The sequence below is a fragment of the Parasedimentitalea maritima genome (genome assembly GCF_005771405.1).
Taxonomy (GTDB): domain Bacteria; phylum Pseudomonadota; class Alphaproteobacteria; order Rhodobacterales; family Rhodobacteraceae; genus Parasedimentitalea; species Parasedimentitalea maritima.
Window position 1 is genome coordinate 171,621 of record NZ_VAUA01000010.1, and the last position, 18,830, is coordinate 190,450.

The 18,830-nt window shown below is 55.6% G+C and carries 17 protein-coding genes; 5 read left to right on the forward strand and 12 right to left on the reverse strand.

Features of this window, described 5'->3' with window-relative positions:
* Positions 1–363 precede the first annotated feature (363 nt).
* Positions 364–1,110: a class I SAM-dependent methyltransferase gene (locus tag FEE96_RS18755; RefSeq protein ID WP_138164659.1), complete on the reverse strand. Its 747-nt coding sequence runs from the start codon at positions 1,108–1,110 to the stop codon at positions 364–366.
* A 56-nt stretch (positions 1,111–1,166) separates the two neighbouring features.
* On the opposite strand from FEE96_RS18755, the gene gloB reads away from it, so the two are divergent.
* From gloB to FEE96_RS18770, 3 genes are all read left to right on the forward strand, one after another.
* The gene (gene gloB, locus FEE96_RS18760; RefSeq protein WP_138164660.1) at positions 1,167–1,940 is read left to right on the forward strand and encodes a hydroxyacylglutathione hydrolase; all 774 of its coding nucleotides are present in this window, start codon (positions 1,167–1,169) and stop codon (positions 1,938–1,940) included.
* Positions 1,941–2,118: 178 nt separating this feature from the next.
* Positions 2,119–4,440 carry an ATP-dependent Clp protease ATP-binding subunit ClpA gene (clpA, locus tag FEE96_RS18765; protein WP_138164661.1) on the forward strand — a complete coding sequence of 774 codons (2,322 nt, stop codon included), beginning with the start codon at positions 2,119–2,121 and terminating at the stop codon, positions 4,438–4,440.
* Between the two features lie 68 nt (positions 4,441–4,508).
* Positions 4,509–5,393, forward strand: coding sequence for a M23 family metallopeptidase (locus FEE96_RS18770; protein ID WP_342770978.1), 885 nt, complete (start codon positions 4,509–4,511; stop codon positions 5,391–5,393).
* Between the two features lie 45 nt (positions 5,394–5,438).
* Here the strand turns inward: FEE96_RS18770 and FEE96_RS18775 are convergent, their stop codons facing one another.
* The 3 genes from FEE96_RS18775 to FEE96_RS18785 all read right to left on the reverse strand — a co-directional run bounded on the left by FEE96_RS18775 (position 5,439) and on the right by FEE96_RS18785 (position 9,615).
* Complete coding sequence (locus FEE96_RS18775; RefSeq protein ID WP_138164663.1) at positions 5,439–7,814, reverse strand: peptidoglycan -binding protein; 2,376 nt, start codon at positions 7,812–7,814, stop codon at positions 5,439–5,441.
* Positions 7,815–7,817: 3 nt separating this feature from the next.
* Positions 7,818–9,011: a biopolymer transporter ExbB gene (locus tag FEE96_RS18780; RefSeq protein WP_138164664.1), complete on the reverse strand. Its 1,194-nt coding sequence runs from the start codon at positions 9,009–9,011 to the stop codon at positions 7,818–7,820.
* Between the two features lie 73 nt (positions 9,012–9,084).
* Positions 9,085–9,615 carry a gamma-glutamylcyclotransferase gene (locus FEE96_RS18785; RefSeq protein WP_138164665.1) on the reverse strand — a complete coding sequence of 177 codons (531 nt, stop codon included), beginning with the start codon at positions 9,613–9,615 and terminating at the stop codon, positions 9,085–9,087.
* A 66-nt stretch (positions 9,616–9,681) separates the two neighbouring features.
* Between FEE96_RS18785 and FEE96_RS18790 the strand changes: the two genes are divergently transcribed.
* On the forward strand, positions 9,682–10,683 hold the full coding sequence (locus FEE96_RS18790) for a DUF2125 domain-containing protein (protein WP_171021754.1): 1,002 nt from the start codon (positions 9,682–9,684) through the stop codon (positions 10,681–10,683).
* A 29-nt stretch (positions 10,684–10,712) separates the two neighbouring features.
* Here the strand turns inward: FEE96_RS18790 and FEE96_RS18795 are convergent, their stop codons facing one another.
* The 5 genes from FEE96_RS18795 to FEE96_RS18815 form a co-directional block, all read right to left on the reverse strand.
* Positions 10,713–11,549: an extensin-like domain-containing protein gene (locus tag FEE96_RS18795; RefSeq protein ID WP_138164666.1), complete on the reverse strand. Its 837-nt coding sequence runs from the start codon at positions 11,547–11,549 to the stop codon at positions 10,713–10,715.
* The gene (locus tag FEE96_RS18800; RefSeq protein ID WP_138164667.1) at positions 11,546–12,490 is read right to left on the reverse strand and encodes a prephenate/arogenate dehydrogenase family protein; all 945 of its coding nucleotides are present in this window, start codon (positions 12,488–12,490) and stop codon (positions 11,546–11,548) included. The genes FEE96_RS18795 and FEE96_RS18800 overlap by 4 nt, the downstream gene beginning before the upstream one ends.
* Positions 12,487–13,572 (reverse strand): histidinol-phosphate transaminase, encoded by a 1,086-nt coding sequence (gene hisC / locus FEE96_RS18805; RefSeq protein ID WP_138164668.1) that lies wholly within the window; start codon positions 13,570–13,572, stop codon positions 12,487–12,489. Before hisC ends, FEE96_RS18800 begins: the two co-directional genes overlap by 4 nt.
* Before the next feature lie 87 nt (positions 13,573–13,659).
* Positions 13,660–13,872 (reverse strand): hypothetical protein, encoded by a 213-nt coding sequence (locus FEE96_RS18810; RefSeq protein WP_138164669.1) that lies wholly within the window; start codon positions 13,870–13,872, stop codon positions 13,660–13,662.
* An 89-nt stretch (positions 13,873–13,961) separates the two neighbouring features.
* Positions 13,962–15,386, reverse strand: a complete 1,425-nt coding sequence (locus FEE96_RS18815) for an aminotransferase class V-fold PLP-dependent enzyme (protein WP_138164670.1) — start codon at positions 15,384–15,386, stop codon at positions 13,962–13,964.
* Positions 15,387–15,488: 102 nt separating this feature from the next.
* On the opposite strand from FEE96_RS18815, the gene FEE96_RS18820 reads away from it, so the two are divergent.
* A complete protein-coding gene (locus FEE96_RS18820; RefSeq protein WP_138164671.1) occupies positions 15,489–15,950 on the forward strand; it encodes an Lrp/AsnC family transcriptional regulator in 462 nt (153 codons plus the stop codon).
* Between the two features lie 20 nt (positions 15,951–15,970).
* Here the strand turns inward: FEE96_RS18820 and FEE96_RS18825 are convergent, their stop codons facing one another.
* The 3 genes from FEE96_RS18825 to FEE96_RS18835 form a co-directional block, all read right to left on the reverse strand.
* Positions 15,971–16,543: a PA14 domain-containing protein gene (locus FEE96_RS18825; RefSeq protein WP_138164672.1), complete on the reverse strand. Its 573-nt coding sequence runs from the start codon at positions 16,541–16,543 to the stop codon at positions 15,971–15,973.
* Between the two features lie 205 nt (positions 16,544–16,748).
* Entirely contained in the window at positions 16,749–17,369 is a 621-nt protein-coding gene (gene rpsD / locus FEE96_RS18830; protein WP_138164673.1) for a 30S ribosomal protein S4, read from the reverse strand.
* A gap of 218 nt (positions 17,370–17,587) precedes the next feature.
* A complete protein-coding gene (locus FEE96_RS18835) occupies positions 17,588–18,649 on the reverse strand; it encodes a Hint domain-containing protein (protein WP_138164674.1) in 1,062 nt (353 codons plus the stop codon).
* Positions 18,650–18,830 lie beyond the last annotated feature (181 nt).

Genomic DNA, 18,830 nt, shown 5'->3' on the forward strand with positions numbered 1-18,830 from the left:
ATACTGGCCCCGGTTTGCTGACCTTGCGGCGGCGTCCGGGGGCGTGAGTCAGCCCTCCCATCACGGAAGGACGATAAAATCAGCGTGGATGTAACAGAGCCATAGCCACCAAGCAACAATAGATAGCCGCAGCCCGAAAAGTGCTTAATGACGTCTTTTCAACACCTTAGTCAAAGTGCGACCCTTTGAACCGCCCTTATGGTTAGAAAAAGATAACGGATTTGCAAGTTTTTCCGATTCCTGAGGCCAAAAAATCTGAATTTTGCTGTGGATAACTTGGAGTTTTGTCGCGTTTTTCGACCACACATGCGCTTTCACTGCCAATTCGGCCTGGAAGGGGAATCAACACGCCGTAGGGCTAAACTATGCCGGCTCTGGCATCGGGTTCGATAGTCCTTCCAGCACCCGGATGCGACTGCGGGCCTTTACTTTAGTCGCCAACCCGCGTGGTTGGTGGACTTGCTTGCTGACCTCGACAAGAAACACCCCCCCCGCCAGCATTGCAGGCAGGTGACGCCCCGCCTTTTCGAACATAGGTCCCGATTTCAGCCAGAACCGCCGCATTGACGGCAGCTGATACAATGCCGCGGCGTGGCGTTCGGTTGTAAATTGATATGTCCTGAGCTGACTTTCCAGCTGGCCAAGCGTATAAGGTCGGCCGTAGCCAAATGGTGTCTTATCTGACCGCGACCACAACCCTGCCCGGTTTGGTACAATAAAGATGGCCCGACCTCCTGGGCCCAGAACCCGCCAGCATTCCTCCAGAAGTTTGCCCGGATGGTCCGAGGTCTCGAGCCCATGCATCACCACCAATCGGTCAACACGTCCTGTATCAATAGGCCAATTGGTTTCCTCGCACAGGACCGACACATTGGGCATCCCGGCCGGCCATTGCATAACACCTTGCGGTCCGGGCATCAGCGCAATTATCCGGCGCGCTTCGGACAGGTACGGACGCATCAACGGCGCCGCAAAACCAAATCCGGCCATAGTCTGACCCGCAGCTTCCGGCCACATTTGCAGAAGCCGGGCGCGGATCGAAGCCTGCGCCGCACGCCCCAGAGTGCTGCGGTAATAGAAATTTCTCAAATCCTGCACATCAAGATGCATTGCGGGCGCCTGCTGGTTCAGTCAATCTGGTACACAGTTTAACCATGCCAAGGCGAATGACCATGCCTCTTGAGATCATCACCATCCCCTGCCTGTCAGATAACTATGCCTTTTTGTTACATGCACCGGGCAGTGGCCTGACCGCACTGGTAGACGCCCCCGAAGCGGCGCCTATAGAGGCGGAGCTCAATAAGCGTGGTTGGGGACTCGATTTTGTCTTTTTGACTCATCACCACTGGGATCACATCGATGCCCTGGAGGAATTGCAACAGACATTTAGACCAACAGTGGTTGGTGCCGAGGCAGACGCCCATCGGCTGCCCCCGTTGGACCTGGCGGTGAAAGAAGGCGCCGTGTTCTCGCTATCTCGTGAAGATGTACATGTTATCGACGTTCCAGGTCATACCGTTGGCCACATTGCGTTTTATTTGCCCGAGTCAAAAGCTCTGTTCACCGCCGACAGCCTGATGGCCCTGGGCTGTGGCCGACTCTTTGAAGGAACAGCTGCACAAATGTGGAATAGTCTGAATAAGTTAGCAGCCCTGCCCGCTGACACTATGGTTTATTCCGGCCACGAATACACCCAATCCAACGGTGCATTTGCGTTAACCATCGAGCCCGACAACTCGGCGTTGCAAGCGCGAGTCAGAGAAATCGCAAAAACACGTGCAGCCGGCGAATCTACCGTTCCATCGCTATTATCTTTGGAACTGGACACGAACCCGTTCCTACGCGCAGGATTGGACGAGTTGAAGCGGTCTATGGGCATGGAACATATTGATTCTGAACTGGTTTTCAAAGAAATCCGCGAACGAAAGGATCAATTTTGAGACCTCGGTTCGTGGTGGAACAAAACACGCTCACGACGAATGTGACGATTATTTGCAAGAAAAGCCTTGAAGCTGCAGCGCTATCAACCAAAATCTAACACTATGAGGACATGGTTGGACCACGGGAAAATTGGTAAACGCCAGATCCCCCACCGACCCAAGACAGAGGAGCACGCCCGTGCCTTCATTCTCGAGCACACTAGAGACAGCCATCCATGCCGCGCTCGCGCTGGCAAATGAACGGCGCCACGAATTTGCCACCCTGGAGCATCTGCTTCTGGCCCTACTTGACGAGCCGGACGCTGCGCGCGTCATGCAGGCCTGCAGCGTCGACCTAGGTGAGATACGCAAAACGCTGGTGGAATTTATTGACGAAGATCTGGCCAACCTGGTCACCGATGTCGATGGTTCAGAAGCCGTTCCCACCGCAGCCTTCCAACGCGTGATACAGCGTGCTGCCATACACGTACAAAGCTCTGGCCGCACTGAAGTGACCGGCGCCAACGTATTGGTCGCAATCTTTGCTGAACGCGAAAGTGATGCCGCCTATTTTCTGCAGGATCAGGACATGACCCGCTATGACGCGGTCAACTATATCGCCCATGGCGTTGCCAAAGATCCCGCCTTTGGCGATCAGCGCCCTGTAACCGGCGCACATGATCCAGAGGAAGATGTGCAGACCATCACCGAAGAGGATAAGAAAGAAAGCGCTCTCGACAAATACTGCGTTGATCTGAACGTCAAATCTCGCGAAGGCGACATTGACCCGCTGATCGGCCGTGACCAAGAAGTCGAGCGCTGCATTCAGGTCCTGTGCCGCCGCCGCAAAAACAATCCGCTGCTGGTTGGCGATCCCGGTGTTGGCAAAACCGCCATTGCCGAAGGTCTGGCCCGCAAAATCGTAGCTGGCGAAACCCCTGAGGTTCTTTCTAAGACCACGATTTTCTCGCTTGATATGGGCGCGTTGCTGGCCGGAACCCGCTACCGCGGTGATTTCGAAGAACGTCTTAAGGCTGTTGTGACCGAGCTGGAAGACCATCCTGACAGCGTGCTGTTCATCGATGAGATCCACACAGTTATTGGTGCCGGTGCGACATCTGGCGGAGCGATGGATGCGTCAAACTTGCTAAAACCTGCATTGCAGGGCGGCAAACTGCGCACTATGGGCTCGACCACATATAAAGAGTTCCGTCAGCACTTTGAAAAAGATCGTGCCCTGGCCCGCCGGTTCCAGAAAATCGACGTGAACGAACCCTCGGTTGAGGATTCGGTTAAGATCCTGCGCGGATTGAAGCCTTACTTCGAAGAGCATCACGGATCAAAATACACCGCAGATGCAATCAAATCTGCGGTTGAGCTGGCGTCTCGTTACATCAACGATCGCAAGCTACCTGATAGTGCCATCGACGTGATCGACGAGGCGGGTGCTGCACAGCATCTGATCATCGAAAGCAAGCGCCGCAAAACCATTGGCGTCAAAGAGATCGAGGCTGTGGTGGCTAAAATCGCCCGGATCCCGCCAAAATCGGTCTCCAAGGACGATGCTGCAGTTCTGAAAGATCTGGAAAAGTCGCTCAAACGAGTGGTCTTTGGTCAGGACGACGCCATTGGTGCCCTCTCCAGCGCCATCAAACTGGCCCGTGCCGGACTGCGTGAACCTGAGAAGCCAATTGGCAACTATCTGTTTGCTGGCCCAACCGGCGTCGGTAAAACCGAAGTGGCAAAACAGCTGTCGGATATGCTGGGTGTGGAACTGCTGCGCTTTGATATGTCTGAATACATGGAAAAGCATGCGGTTTCCCGTTTGATCGGCGCCCCTCCTGGCTATGTCGGCTTTGATCAAGGTGGCTTGCTGACTGACGGTGTTGACCAGCATCCGCACTGCGTATTGCTGCTGGACGAGATCGAAAAGGCACACCCGGACGTGTTCAACATCCTGTTGCAGGTGATGGACCACGGCGAGCTGACGGATCACAACGGCCGCACAGTGAACTTCCGCAATGTGGTGCTGATCATGACTTCGAACGCTGGTGCGTCTGAACAGGCCAAGGCCGCAATCGGATTTGGCCGTGATCGCCGGACCGGTGAAGACACTGCCGCAATTGAACGCACCTTCACGCCGGAATTCCGCAACCGTCTGGACGCGGTGATCTCTTTTGCGCCTCTGCCCAAAGAAGTCATCATGCAGGTTGTCGAGAAGTTCGTCCTGCAGCTTGAAGCGCAGCTGCTGGATCGCAACGTCTCGATCGAGCTGACACGTCCCGCGGCTGAATGGATTGCCAATAAGGGCTATGATGACAAAATGGGGGCACGACCACTGGGTCGGGTTATCCAAGAATACATCAAGAAGCCGTTGGCCGAAGAACTGCTGTTTGGCAAACTTGCCAAAGGTGGGTTGGTCAAAGTTGGCATCAAAGATGGCGCACTGGATCTGCGGATCGAAGGCCCTGCCAAACCGCGGATTTCAGGCGACAAGCCTCCGTTGCTAACCGCTGACTGATGCGCTTCGGCGCGGTCTATGGACTAATATTTGCGCTCGCCACCCCTGCGGTGGCGAGCGATTTTTCATTGCAACTCCCTATTGATTGCACTTTGGGCCAAACCTGTTTCATTCAAAACCAGGTTGACCGCGATCCTGGGCCGGGTGTGCTGGACTACCAGTGCGGTGGCCTGAGCTACAACGGTCACAAAGGAACCGATTTCCGCCTTCCCACGCTGGCGGACATGCACCAAGGCGTTAATGTTCTCGCGGCTGCAAGCGGCATTGTGCGGGGAATACGCGATGGTATAGCGGATGTGGGGCCAAACCAGGACACACAGGGCAAAGAGTGTGGCAACGGGCTCGTCCTGCTGCACCCAGATGGTTGGGAAACCCAATATTGTCACATGAAAAACGGGTCACTTCAGGTGCAGCCCGGCCAAAAAATCACGGCTGGCACTGTGCTAGGCCAGGTTGGTCTCAGCGGAAAAAGTGAATTTCCGCATCTCCATCTAAGTATCCGCCATAATGGAGAGGTTATCGATCCCTTTGACCTGTCTGCTTTCGCGACCTGCGGCAAAGCAGGCGAAACCATATGGCAGAACGCACCCGGCTACGTCGCAGGCGGGTTGTTGGATGGAGGCTTCAGCCCTGCAGTCCCAGATTACGCCGCGATTAAATCCGGTACTGCCGATCAAAGCCCCCTCCCCGTCAACGCCCCTGCACTGGTGTTCTGGGCTTTTGCATACGGAGGCCAGAATGGCGACGTTCTGGAGTTAACCGTTGATGGGCCCGAGGGACGATTGGTGGATCATCGCGTAACACTGGCCAAGGATCAGGCTCAATTTTATCGTGCCGCTGGCAAGCGGTTAAAGACGCAAACCTGGCCGCTTGGTGATTACATTGGCACCGCGACCTTGATCAGAAACGGCACCAAAATCGACCAAATGACCCAGCCGATGAACATGCGCTAAACCCTGCAACTCAGATCCCAAACGGGCCAGCACTCAAACTGAGTGCTATTTCTCTGTGAATTTCAACTCAATCCGGCGGTTTTGAGATCGGGCTTCGGCAGTATCGGCAGAATTGATTGGCTGGTACTCCCCAAAACCATTGGCCGCCAAATGGTTGGGTGAAATGCCTAGGTTTTCAACCATGAACCGCACCACAGACAGCGCGCGCCCCTGGCTCAACTCCCAATTGTCTGCGTATTTATAGTGACCAATCAGCGGCGAGTTATCTGTGTGGCCATCAACCCGGATGATCCAATCGATTCCCGGCGGAATTTCATCAGCAATGCTGCGCAAAATGTTCGCCACTTTGGCAATTTCAATCTGACCCTCTAACGACAGATCTGCCCCCCCCGGCGGGAACAGCACTTCGGAGGAGAACACAAACCGATCCCCTTCAATAAGCACACCCTGCTGGTTGCCCAACACATCCCGCAGACGACCAAAGAACTCGGACCGATAACGTTCCAGATCTTCTGCTTTGGTCTCGGCATCAGCCGCACGGCTGGCCAGTTCAATAGCCTCCGCTTCCAACCGTTTGCGTTCGGATTCCTCTAACAGGCGCCGTTTACGTTCTTCTGATGCCGCACGGGCCAGCGCCGAATTCAGATCTTTGCCAAGGTTTTGCAATTGCACCTGCTGCGCCACATCGCGTGCCTGACCGTCATCCAGCAAGGCCTGCAAACCACCCAATTGCGTCCGGAGAGCCGCCACCTGTTGGTTTAACAACGCGGTTTGGCGTTGTGCCTCGGCGGACACTTCCTTTTCCCCCGCAAGTGCGTTTCGCGCCTGTGCCAGCAATGCGGCGCGCTCTTCGGCCAGCGACAACTGTTCTGCCGCGCTGGTTTCAGCAGCAGCTTGTTGGTTCAGGGCTGCCATCAAACGGCTTTGTAGAACCTCCTGATCCGTTGCAGCCACCTGGGCTTTTTCCAATGCTTCCAGAGCAAGCAACAAACGGCTTTCTATCGCAGCGCGCTCTTCTTGTGTCGATGTTGCTGCCGATCGTACGGAGGCCAAATCGGCCTGAGCCTGATCCAGCTGTGTTGCCAGCGCAGCCTCGGTACTCGCCGCTTCGGCCTGTACCAATGCCAATCGTTGTTGCAGCCCTTGCTGCTCTCTGTCAGCCGTTTCTTGCAATGCGACAATCTGCGCTTCCAGTGTGGCGCGCACTGTGGCCTGTTCAATCTGTAACCGTTGCAGCTCGGCCTGATATTCGGATTGAGACTGAATGTTGGCTGCCCGCTGACCCGCCAATTCTGCGGCCAGCGTATCGCGTGTTTGTGCCGCTTCGTTGCGTGCTTGGGTCAACTCAGCTGCCAGCCGCTCACGGATTGCAGCGCTTTCGGTGCGGATCTGCCCGATTTCAGCATCGAGCGCTGTAACGCGCGCTTCCGAAGCTGTTTGAGCCACCTGCATCTGTGCCAACACTCGGGTCAATCGTTCGGCCAGCTCGTCTCGCTCGCGGGTTTGGGCCCGTGCGGCCTCGATCGCTGCCAAAGCTTCACCCAATTGGCTATCCAGCGCTTGTTTTGCCACATTAGCGGCCGCTAGCAGGGTTAATGTGTCTTCCGCATCTTGGCGTTGAGCCTCAAGTGCCAGCGTCATCGCAGTGAGTTCGCTATCTGCATTGGCCAGCTTCAAACGCAAAGCTTCTGCGGCTGCGGCTTCGACCAAACGGGCAGCTTCTTCATCACTCAGCTGTTGCTGAACCCCTGCCAGTTCTCTTGCGCTGGCCTCGCCCTGTTTTTCCAAACCAGCGATCAGTGCTTCCAGTGCCTCGCGCTTGGCCGCAGCCAAACGAGCAGCTTCGACCTGCGTATCTATTTCAGTGCGGCTCTGCGCCAGAGTCAGGTTCAGAGCCTCACGTTCCGACAGCAATTCCGCACGGGCCGCTTCAAGCGCCTCCTGATCAGCCTGCAAAGTCGCAATATTGGCATTGGCACGATCCTGGCTGGCCAGAAGCGTTGCCACCTGTGCCTCAAACGAGGTGATCTGCGCCGAGGCGTCAGCAAGTTCCGATGCTTGCTGATCGCGCTGAGAGGTCAACGAAGCAATGAGAGTCGCTTGTTCGCCAAGTTGGCTTTGTGCTTGCTCCAAATCACTCTGCGTGGTGTTCAGAGTGGAACTCAACGCCCCCATACGAGCATTCAATTGGCTGTTGGCCCGCTCTTCCAGCCCCAGCGCATCTGCAAGCGCCCCAACTTCATTCGCCAGCGCATCCAGCTCGTTTTCTTGTCCCGAAATAGTGTCGCGCAGCACAAACTGAACAATCATAAAAATGGTCAGCAGGAACATCAGGACCAGCAACAGCCCAGTCATCGCATCGACAAACCCTGGCCAGATCGAGGCCTGAAAACGTTGCCCGGTGCGCCTCGACAAAGACATGGATCAGGTCTCTCCGGTGTCAGGTGTCACTGCGGCACGGGCCCGACCGCGCGGACGAGCAAAGGTTTTAACCAGCAGATCGATGTCGCGACGCAGCTCTGCCATGCTTTCCTGACGGCCCGCCGAAATCTCTTCGAGAATGCGCAACATCTGCACATCAATCGAGCGCAGACGCATACGGCTTTCTGCATCAATACCAGCGTCACTCCCATACGAGCGCATCACCTCAGTCAGGGCCTCCTGCCCCACGGCCACCCGCTCCAGAGAGGCCGCGATGCTGTCATTCTGATCCTGACGGTCATTCATCGCGGTAATGCCGTTCACCAGCTCAACCAGCTTTTCGTTGACCTGATCGCGGCCCTCGGCGGACTGCACAAACATCGCTTGCAGCGCATCCATTTGTTCGGCCATGGTGTCCAGCACCTCGGCCACCACACCCGTTTCGCTGCCAGCACTTTCCTCACCAGACGAAAAGCTAACCCGTGTAAAGGTCGACAACCATTCCTCTAGCTCGCGGTAGAACCGGTTCTGACCATGCCCAGCAAACAACTCCAACAAACCGACGATCAACGAACCTGCTAACCCCAGCAACGACGAAGCAAAGGCCGTGCCCATGCCACCCAGTTGAGATTCAAGCCCTGTCATCAACCGTTTGAAAACCGCCAGACTTTCTTCGCCATCTTTGGGCGACAGGCTGCGAATGGTTTCCACTACTGCAGGAACTGTTGTGGCCAAGCCATAGAAGGTCCCCAACAGCCCCAGAAAAATCAACAGGTTGACGATGTAACGCGTGATCTCACGCTCTTCGTCAATGCGGTTGGCAACGGTATCCAGAATGGACCGGGTCGAGGATGATCCGAGCTGCATCCGCGCTGCGCGAGAACTGAGCATCGTGGCCAATGGCGCCAAGAGCGAAGGTGGCCGCACCTCATCGCCGATTTCGTCTGCTGCAAACCGTTCGATCCAACGCACCGACCCGATCAGCTGTACCACTTGCCAAAAACAGGCCAGGACACCAAAGACAAAAACCAGCAGAATGAAACCGTTCAGCCAGGGATTGGCCTGAAAAACCGGAAGCACACGCGGCAAGGCCACAAAAGCACCAAACCCAGAGAGGCCCAGTGCGATCAACATCATCATGATTTGGCGGACCGGCTGCGAAAATTGCACTCGGGTCTCGCGGTCTGGCTGCGCCATACTTGGGTGTTCCTGAAACTTTATCTGCTCTTGTGGCCAAGCCTACAGGCTATCAATCCAAAGAGCCAAGGCTTTATGCGCTCAGCATGCGTACCCGGTTCGACAACCAGTCCAGATCAGCATCCCGAAGCCCAATCTCAGCCAAATGTGCTGCGGTATTATATAGGTACTCGGTATTTGGACCGCGACCGCCCACAGCAACTGCAATAATCTGAGCTTGATCTTCCAAACTCATCCCACCGCAATACTGCACGTGATGCGGATCAATAACATAGGTGACTGCAGTGACAGACTCACCGCTCGCCAGATTGACTTGCAAATCCCGCTCAACATAGGCCGAGGAAATCAGCTCACGTTCACGCAAGCCAGCCAGCGTTGCCTCTTCGTGCCCAGCCTCTACTGCCAGTGCCAACCCTGTGCAGTGTGTTTCGACGTTTTCATCCAGCGCCAAAACCAATCCGGGATTTTCCTCGCTGCCGCGATGATGGATCGAACTCATACAAAAGGACCGGGCATAGCCAGACAGGGTAGCCACCTCTTGTCGGGCCACCGGAAAGCCGGGATGCCACAGAAGCGATCCATATCCAAATACCCACATCGTCATTGCACTGGCCCTCGCTGGTTTCGGGCCTATAAACAGCAAAACCTACTCGGACAAAAGAGGTTGTTGATGCTGCGTTTGGTGAAAGTGCTTTTAGGGGCTTCTTTGCTATGGTCGTTGTACTGGCTTGCTGCGGGCTGGGGTCTGCGCAATAGCATCAGCACATGGTTTGCAGAACAACAACGCCAAGGTTGGCAAGCGGAATACTCATCCTTGGGCAGCGGCGGCTTTCCCACCCATCACACCACCCGTATCACGTCACCAACGCTAGCCGACCCCGGCACCGGCACGGCCTGGCGCGCCGACTGGCTGGAAGTTGACAGCCCAGCGATCTGGCCAGGTCGCCAGACCCTGCGTTTTGCGCCAACACCGCAACGGCTCTCTTACTTCGACCAAACGGCAGTGATAGAAACCGCCAATATGCAGGCCCAATTGCACCTAGAACCTGGCCTAGCGCTAACACTCGAGGCGTTTGCACTTAGTTCAGATCACTGGCGTATCAGCACCGACGACGGCTCTCTGGTGGATGCAACCTCAATGCAATTGGGGATGGTACGGACCTCCTCACCACTCACTTATCGGGTCGACTTTGTGGCCACTGAATTTACCCCGGGTCCCAATTTGCGTCATTTGTTCGCAGCAACTGACGCCTTACCCAGTAGTTTTGAAACTCTGGGCCTGGATATGGAGGTGACCTTTGACACCAGCTGGAACCGGAGCGCGCTGGAACTGCGCCGACCACAGCCACGTCATATCAACCTGAAACTGGCTGATGCCCATTGGGGGGCGCTGCGGCTAAAGGCTACTGGCGAATTGCAAGTGGACGAGCGGGGATCACCAACCGGGGTGATCGCGCTCAAGATCGAGAACTGGCGTGAGATGCTAAGTATGGCTGAGCAGGCTGGTGCCCTCCCTGCCTCCGCTCGCGATGGTATCGAGCGGGTACTTGCATTGTTTTCCGGCTTTGGCGGGAATTCGGGCGATCTCGACACTCAGCTGACCATCCGCGATGGTTACGTCTCGCTTGGCCCGATCCCAATTGGCACAGCTCCAAGGTTGATCCTACGCTGACATCTTGCCTCTGCTAGCCGCAACTCCGGTTATCGACAGTAAGAGCCACTGCGATGGTTTGCGGTATCAAAGTGGAAATGGTCGCGGTGATACCGGTCGGCTTCGGGGCCCAATACGGTGCCAAAGGGACCACAGGCCGCTTTCCAGGCTTTGCGCAAGCGTTTGCCATATCCCTTGTCACGCCACCCTTGCAGCACGGTTACCGTCTCACCATTGGCCAAGGTAAAGCCGGATATGTCGATTGCCTTGCCCTTACCATGCTCCGAAATCCTGGCTCCGGGGCGGTTGTTACGGGTCCGACAGGCATAATGGGCAGCCACGCGTAGGGTTTCGACCTTGTTTCTGCGAGGAAATGCCGGTTGCAACCCCTTGTCTACCCAACGGTTTAGCGCCTGTGCCGTTTCACAGGTCATCACCGAAGCCTGACTGAGTGTCACCCCCGACACCGACCGGATTCGCACGGCGTTTGAAGCACCGCACCCGTTCAATTTTGCCGGAACAGCGCCAACCTCTTCACCCTGAATATCAAGATCGCCACAGACAGAGCCTTTACGACGTTGGCGGCGTTTAAACAGGGCTTGCTCCACCACACTATCGGGTCGCAGGGATGGGCGCAGCGATATCTCTGGTCCCAAAGATTGCAGATCTGCTGGCCGCGCAGCCACACTCAGGATCTGTTCCGATACTGGGCGAACAACCGGGCGTAACATCGCATTCAAGGGCACATCCACGCTTAGGGCCGCCATTTGCACGCTGGCAACAGGACGGGCCTCGGGACGGAGCGAACTTTCGGGAGAGGCCGCAAAGGCGGCGCCTCCAGCGACCAGCGCAAGTATCAGCGCAACGGATCCAGAAACTGTGCTCATTTGTCCGTTCCTCCGGTTTGCCCCCCGGCCTGACCACGGCCAAAATCGGGGGCGTCCGTGTCTTGACCTGCCTCGATGATGCCACGGCGAATAGCGCGGGTATGGGTGAAATAGTCATGCAGATGATCGCCATCACCGGTTCGTATTGCCCGTTGTAGGGCAAACAGTTCCTCGGTGAAGCGACCCAGTATTTCCAGTGTAGCCTCTTTATTGGTCAGGAACACATCACGCCACATGGTTGGGTCCGAAGCGGCAATCCGGGTGAAGTCACGAAAACCCGCAGCGGAATACTTGATCACCTCACTGTCAGTAACCCGGCGCAGATCGTCGGCAACGCCAACCATGGTATAGGCAATCAAGTGCGGTGTATGGCTGGTCACCGCCAGCACCAGATCGTGGTGATCTGCGTCCATCTCATCAACGTTAGCCCCCATGCCCTGCCAAAGCCTACGCAGGCGATCCACTGCATCCCGGTCTGATCCTTCGACAGGGACCAACAGACACCAACGGTTGTCGAACAGCTCGGCAAAGCCAGATTCGGGTCCTGAATGCTCGGTCCCTGCCAGTGGGTGCGCCGGCACAAAGTGCACCCCTTCGGGCAGGTGCGGCAGGATAGCCTCGACCACATGGCCTTTGACCGATCCAACATCGGACAGTGTCGCACCCGGTTTCAAAACCGGTGCAATCTGCTGCATAACCGGAGCCATCGCACCAACCGGCACACAAAGCACCACCAGATCAGCCCCTTCGACAGCTTCAGCTGCGCTCTCACAAACCCGGTCACACAGCCCAATGCGCCGTGCGGTTTCACGGGTTTCAGCGCTGCGGGCATAACCTGTCACCTCGCCGGCCAACCCCGAGCGTTTGATCGCCCAGAACATCGAAGAGGCAATCAATCCCAGCCCGATCAGGGCGACACGATCATATACTGGTTGGGTCATTTAGCACCATTCTTAAAATCTTTCACCGCCTGCGCCAATTGTCGGCACGCGGTCTCGTCACCGATGGTGATCCGCAGGGCTTCTGGCAGGTTATACCCAGCCACCCGGCGTACGATCAGCCCTTGTTTTTGCAGATATGTATCACAGGCCTCGGCCTCACCCTGACTGCCAAACCGCGCCAAAATAAAATTGGTGCAAGAAATGTCCGACACCACGCCTACCTCGGCCAATGCCTCAGCCAGCCAGCCTCGCCATTTGGCGTTTTCGGCCCGGCATTTGGCGACGTAGTCCAAATCACGAATTGACGCCTCAGCCGCTGCGAGCGCGGTAGATGATACGTTGAAAGGTCCGCGCACCCGGTTCAGCACGTCAATGATCGCCGTTGAGCCATACCCCCAACCAATCCGCGCGCCGCCCAACCCGTAGAGTTTTGAGAAGGTTCGTGTCATCACGATATTTGAGCGCGATGAGACCAGCGCAGCGCCAGCATCAAAACCTTCGACATATTCAGCATAGGCACCATCCAGCACCAACAGCACCCCGTCAGGCAAGCCGTCGGCCAGCCTGGCCACCTCGGCCTCGCTGATCATGGTACCGGTAGGATTATTCGGGTTGGCAATGAACACCAGCCGGGTGCGGTCGGTGCAGCCAGCCAGCAGCGCATCGACATCCGTCACCCGTTCGCGTTCCTTAACTTCAACCGGCGTTGCCCCGGCGGCCAAGGCGCTGATGCGATACATCGAAAACCCATGTTCCGTGTACAGAACCTCGTCGCCCGGCCCAGCATAACACTGGCAGAGAAAGGCAATGATTTCGTCACTGCCTGCGCCACAAATGATCTGATCCGGGTTCAGACCATGAACCTCTCCAATCGCCTGATGCAGCGGCGCGTGATCCGAATTGGGGTAGCGATGCATCTGCGCTGCCGCAGCCTGCATTGCCTCAACCGCACGGGGGCTGGGTCCAAAAGGGTTTTCATTCGACGACAGCTTTACCACGTTGCTGACTCCGGCCACATGAGCCGCGCCACTCTGATAGATGGCGATGTCCATAATACCGGGCTGCGGTGTGATCTTGTTCATGTATCGGGCTCCTTGTCGGCACCCTAATAGCTTCCCCAGCGGACTTGGGGAAGCCGCAACATCACAGAGCCGGTTCAGACGCGGAAATCAGCGCGCCGGTTGTAGTTTTTTAAGCTTCGCCGCTGCCTTTTGTATCAAATATTTGCCCGCCGCATATTCACCAAACTGCCCAACACCAGATTTCATAGCCTCAGTCGTTGAAGCGGCGATAGCATTAACCTGTGCTGGCGTCATTCCTCTGGTGGCGATCAGATTGGCGGTGATGTCCCCTTCGACCATGGCAAACGATGTCTGGGGCATAATACAAAGCTCCAATTGTTTAAAAACAGTGTCAACTTGGCACAGAACTTTACAGAAATCCCCCTATGCGCGCATCACCAATGCGTGTTTCATGCTACAAGTGCTTTGAACCGGGCGGTGCTTTGATCGACCGAATATTGCTCGGCCATCTCTTCTGCGTTGCGGGACAACTCATTGACAGAGTCGATAACGTACTGCGCGGTCTCGTCACTCATCAGATACGAAAAGTTCAACCGTACCCAGCCCGGTTTGCGCATTTCCTTGCCAGCCTTCAGATCATCAAACAACTCGTTCGAGGCATCTTGGTCAATCTCAAGCAGGCGATGCGCATAAGGGCCAGCGCATGCGCAACCGCCACGGGCCTGAATGCCGTAGATATCGCTAAGCATGCGTGTAAACAGCTGCTGATGTACGGGTGCACCGGTTGAGCCGGTCACCAAGAAAGAGAAAATGGGCAAACGTGATGCCGTTGGATGCCCCAACAAGGTCAGATGAGGGTTATTAGCCCAGCTTTTCCGCGCCATGTTCGTGAAATGCTCTTCTTTGGCCTCGATCTCGGCCTGACCAACAGCCTCTTTGACCAAAAACACCAGTGCTGCACGGATGTCACCGATCACATTGGGCGTGCCGGCCTCTTCGCGTGCGGCCAGATCATTGCTGTATTCGTGAGACCAGGGCGATACAAAACTAACTGTACCACCTCCGGGCCAAGACGGGCAGCGGCGACGCACGGCTTCTTGGTTGACGATCAAAACGCCGGAGGCACCCGGCCCGCCGGGAAACTTGTGCGGTGAGACCACCACCGCGTCTTTGCGCACTGCGCCATTGCCTCCCATATCGATTGGCAGATAGGGAGCGCCGCCCGCATAATCCCAAATCGACAGAGCCCCATGCGCGTGCAACAGCAGGCTAATCGGATCAGGGTCGGTCAAAATACCTGTTACATTTGATGCCGCTGAAAAGCTGCCTATTTTCAGATCACTGCTGGCATGTTCTTTAAGGGCACGGTGCAAAGCATCCAGGTCGATTCCACCATCGTGCGCTTCGGGGATTTCCACCACCTTGGCTTTGCTTTCGCGCCAGGGCAGAATGTTGGAATGATGCTCATATGGCCCCAGAAAAACCACTGGGTCGCTCGCCTCTTCAATCCCCAACAGACTGACCAACCTGTTCAGACCGGCAGTTGCACCCGATCCGGCAAAAATTACTGTATCGTCCTGCGTCGCCCCTGTCACCCGAGCAATCTCTGCCCGCGCCTCGCGGCGCATACGGGTGACGTAAGACCCACAATACGAGGCTTCGGTGTGAGAGTTAGCATAATAGGGCAGCACCTTCTCAGTGACAAAATCCTCAACCTGACGCAGCGCGCGGCCCGACGCGACGTAGTCTGCATAGACCAGAGGAACGTCCCCATTCAGACCCGGTATCATTACCCCGTCACCAATCACCCCGGACTGCAGGCTGCCATCCTTGGATGCGTTTTGGATTGATATTTTGAAATCTGCGAGGGTCATTGCGCGCTCCTGTATGTTGCGTACAAGGATGAACGAAATTTTCCGCGAAAACTTCACCAGTTTACAAGTAGATTTGCCGAAATGTGTGTCGTATGATCTAGCATGAGCAAAAATATAGATCATATCGATAGATCCATTCTTCGCGCCCTACAGCAGGATGCCAGCCTATCTCAACGCGATTTGGCTGAATCCGTTGGTCTGTCTCAAAACGCCTGTTGGCGACGCCTAAAGGTGCTGAACGAACGTGGGCTTCTGATGGGGTCAACGGCGCGCGTTGATCGCAAACAATTGGGACTGGATCTGGTGGTCTTTGTAATGCTGCGAACCCGCCACCATTCTGCTGAGTGGCTACAACATTTCCGCCGTCATGTTCTGACGATCCCTGAAGTAGTGGATTTCCATCGGATTGGAGGCGATTATGATTATCAGCTTAAAGTGGTAACTGAAGATATGGCTGGATACGACCGTGTCTATCAGCGGCTGATCGACGGGATCGAACTGGACAGCGTCACCTCGTATTTTGCAATGGAGTCCATCGCAGAAGGACGCCCGCTGCCCCTATAGGCCACGGGCGCTTCCGATATTTACCGACCAAACGCCGAATTTGGCATCCAAGTGACCCTGCCCCCCTTAGGGCCGCTGCGCATATGCAGGCATGAGGTCACGAGACGTTGAAAATATAGGATTTTGACTGGGTACCAGCCTGCCTTGGGTACTTCGACGTCAACGGCATAAGTTTCCTGACAGGTTTGCCGTCCATCAAATTTCCCGACAAGCTGACCACCAATCACGGCATGAAGACCGTCATTTGTTAGAAAATCGATGGTAAAGACACCCGGTCTATCAAATTTCACATAGCCGGTAATATCAGCAACCACACGCTCGGCACGTTTAGAGGTGAGCGCTTTTTGTCCCGCGCTTGTGTCGCGATAATCCAACCCAGACAACGGCGGACCAGCTTCGACCCGGTACTTGAGCGCGCTACGAGCCTGCGCAAGACTTTTTACATCACTTGGGTAGGCATACCGGACGTTGAGACCAGCCTTCAGGCCCGAAGGTTGCGGACTTGCAGGGGTAAGTTTCAATGGTGCCGCTAATAGGACACTCCCTGCAAACATGGCTACAACCGCAATTGCAGCAGTGAAGATTCTCTTCATATTGCACTCCTAAAAATTTCCGGAACTATTCTCAGCCCCTGTTGTCATCAGGATATTGTGCAAACCTCCTGTTTGACAATTAAATTCCAACAAATCCGCTGCAACAGCCAAATTTGACCGACAGCCCCCAAATCAATGAACTGATACAAAAAAAAGGGCCGCCAGATTGGCAGCCCTTTGATCTGATTCCAGATGGAAAGCAGAATTAGTTTTTGGCGTAGAATTCCACAACCAGGTTTGGTTCCATAACAACAGGGTAAGGAACGTCGCCCAGGTTTGGTGTGCGCACGAAAGTGGCTGTGAACTTGGAGTGGTCAGTGTCGAGATAGTCCGGAACGTCACGCTCGGGCAACTGAGTAGCTTCCAGCAGAGCGGCCATTTGCTTGGACTTCTCACGCACTTCGATCACGTCGCCTTCTTTAACACGGTACGAAGGAATGTTGACGCGCTTGCCGTTGACCAGAACGTGGCCGTGGTTGACGAACTGACGTGCAGCAAAAACTGTTGCAACGAACTTGGCGCGGTAAACAACCGCGTCCAGGCGGCGCTCCAGCAGACCGATCAGGTTTTCACCTGTATCGCCTTTAACACGCTCAGCTTCACCATAGATGCGACGGAACTGCTTTTCGGTCAGGTCGCCGTAGTAGCCCTTGAGCTTCTGCTTGGCGCGCAGCTGGATACCGAAGTCGGAAATTTTGCCCTTGCGGCGCTGACCGTGCTGGCCGGGGCCATATTCACGGCGATTTACTGGGGACTTAGGACGACCCCAGATGTTTTCGCCCATGCGGCGGTCAATTTTGTATTTGGCAGCTGTACGTTTAGTCACGGCTGATATCCTTCGTATAAATCGCGGCCCGGAATGGACCACTATGAAGGGCGTTGTCCTCTTGCCCGAAATCCGAAGGTCCCGAACATGACAGGGATCCCCTTGCGGGGCCCACCAACACCAATAGAGCGGCGCTTATATTGGGTTGGGGCGCAGTGTCAACACTGAGTCGACACCGCGCCCCCTCCTATTTACGAGGTAGGAGGTAATTGGAGAAATTATGCAGCTTCATGGGCCAGAATGGCAGCCTCTGGTGCACTTAGATTGCGGCGGGCAAAGCCGCCGTAGGACAGCGGATCACTGTCCAACCCTGGCAACAGCCGTAGCAACCGCAGCCGATCGCTGTCATCCAGCGCCGACAATGCGGCATTGGCAGGGTGGAAACTCTCGGTTTCGACGCCATTAGCCCAAATCACCTGATGATCACTGAGCAAGAGATGCACATAGGTGACTTCACGCACCGCCAGATCCCTGATGATGGTCGACCCATTAATCAGGTCCCGCGCAGCCACCAAAACTTCGGATGTATTGAACAGGGACTGCGCAGTTGAACCACGCACCAGCATCCGATGCTCGGGCGAAACCAAAAGCTCTCCTTCGGGGCGATCAATGCCTAAGGCTCCGGCCTTGATTCGCACCGGTCGCAGCTTGGGCATCACAAACAACCGCGCGCCAGACATTCTACGAGACCCAATCCACAGCACTTGCTGAGCACCATTGTCTCGGGTTTGAACCCACTCGCCTTCGCGCAGGTTTTCTACCAAGCGTGGACCTTCAGGCGTTGCAATACGGGTGCCAGGGGTGAAACAAATGACCCCTCCCTCAGCTGGCTGATCTGGCGCAGCGATACAGCCCATCGAATGATGCACCACCCAAAGATCCGTGTTGCGTGGTGGCAGTTCGTCAACAAACATCAGTAACGGCCGTTGAGTGGGGCCCACTTCGATCAGTGTGCCAGTATAGCTTCGCACACCATTTGTGACGACAAAACTGCTGTCCAGTAGTGGTTCATCAACCTCGATGGCCGCCACATCAGTACGATGCTGCACCGCCGCCCCAACCAAACGTCGCACGGATTTTGCCGCGCGACGACGAAGATCCGCCTCGCCATTTGCCATATCCAGCCGCAACAGTTCCGTTGGCCCATCGACCCGCACAGCATCCCCATGCCAAGACCATGCGGCCCCAACATCCAGTGCATCCATCGGTGCGGCCGAAAGGCCGTCAATTTCTGTTTGTGACCAGGAGATGACAAACGTGCCTTTAAAGCCCGTTTTCATTTACCTGTATGCCTGCTCTTTATTTTTTTATTAGCGATTCGTTAACACAGCTTGACGCGTCTACAAAGATCAAATTTTAACAACCAATTGCAGTGTCTTCATAAAACACCAGTTCCAAGTGAACTGGCCCCAGCAGCGAACTGTCTCCTTGGCTCGAAACTCCCGGCCATAATGGGTAGCA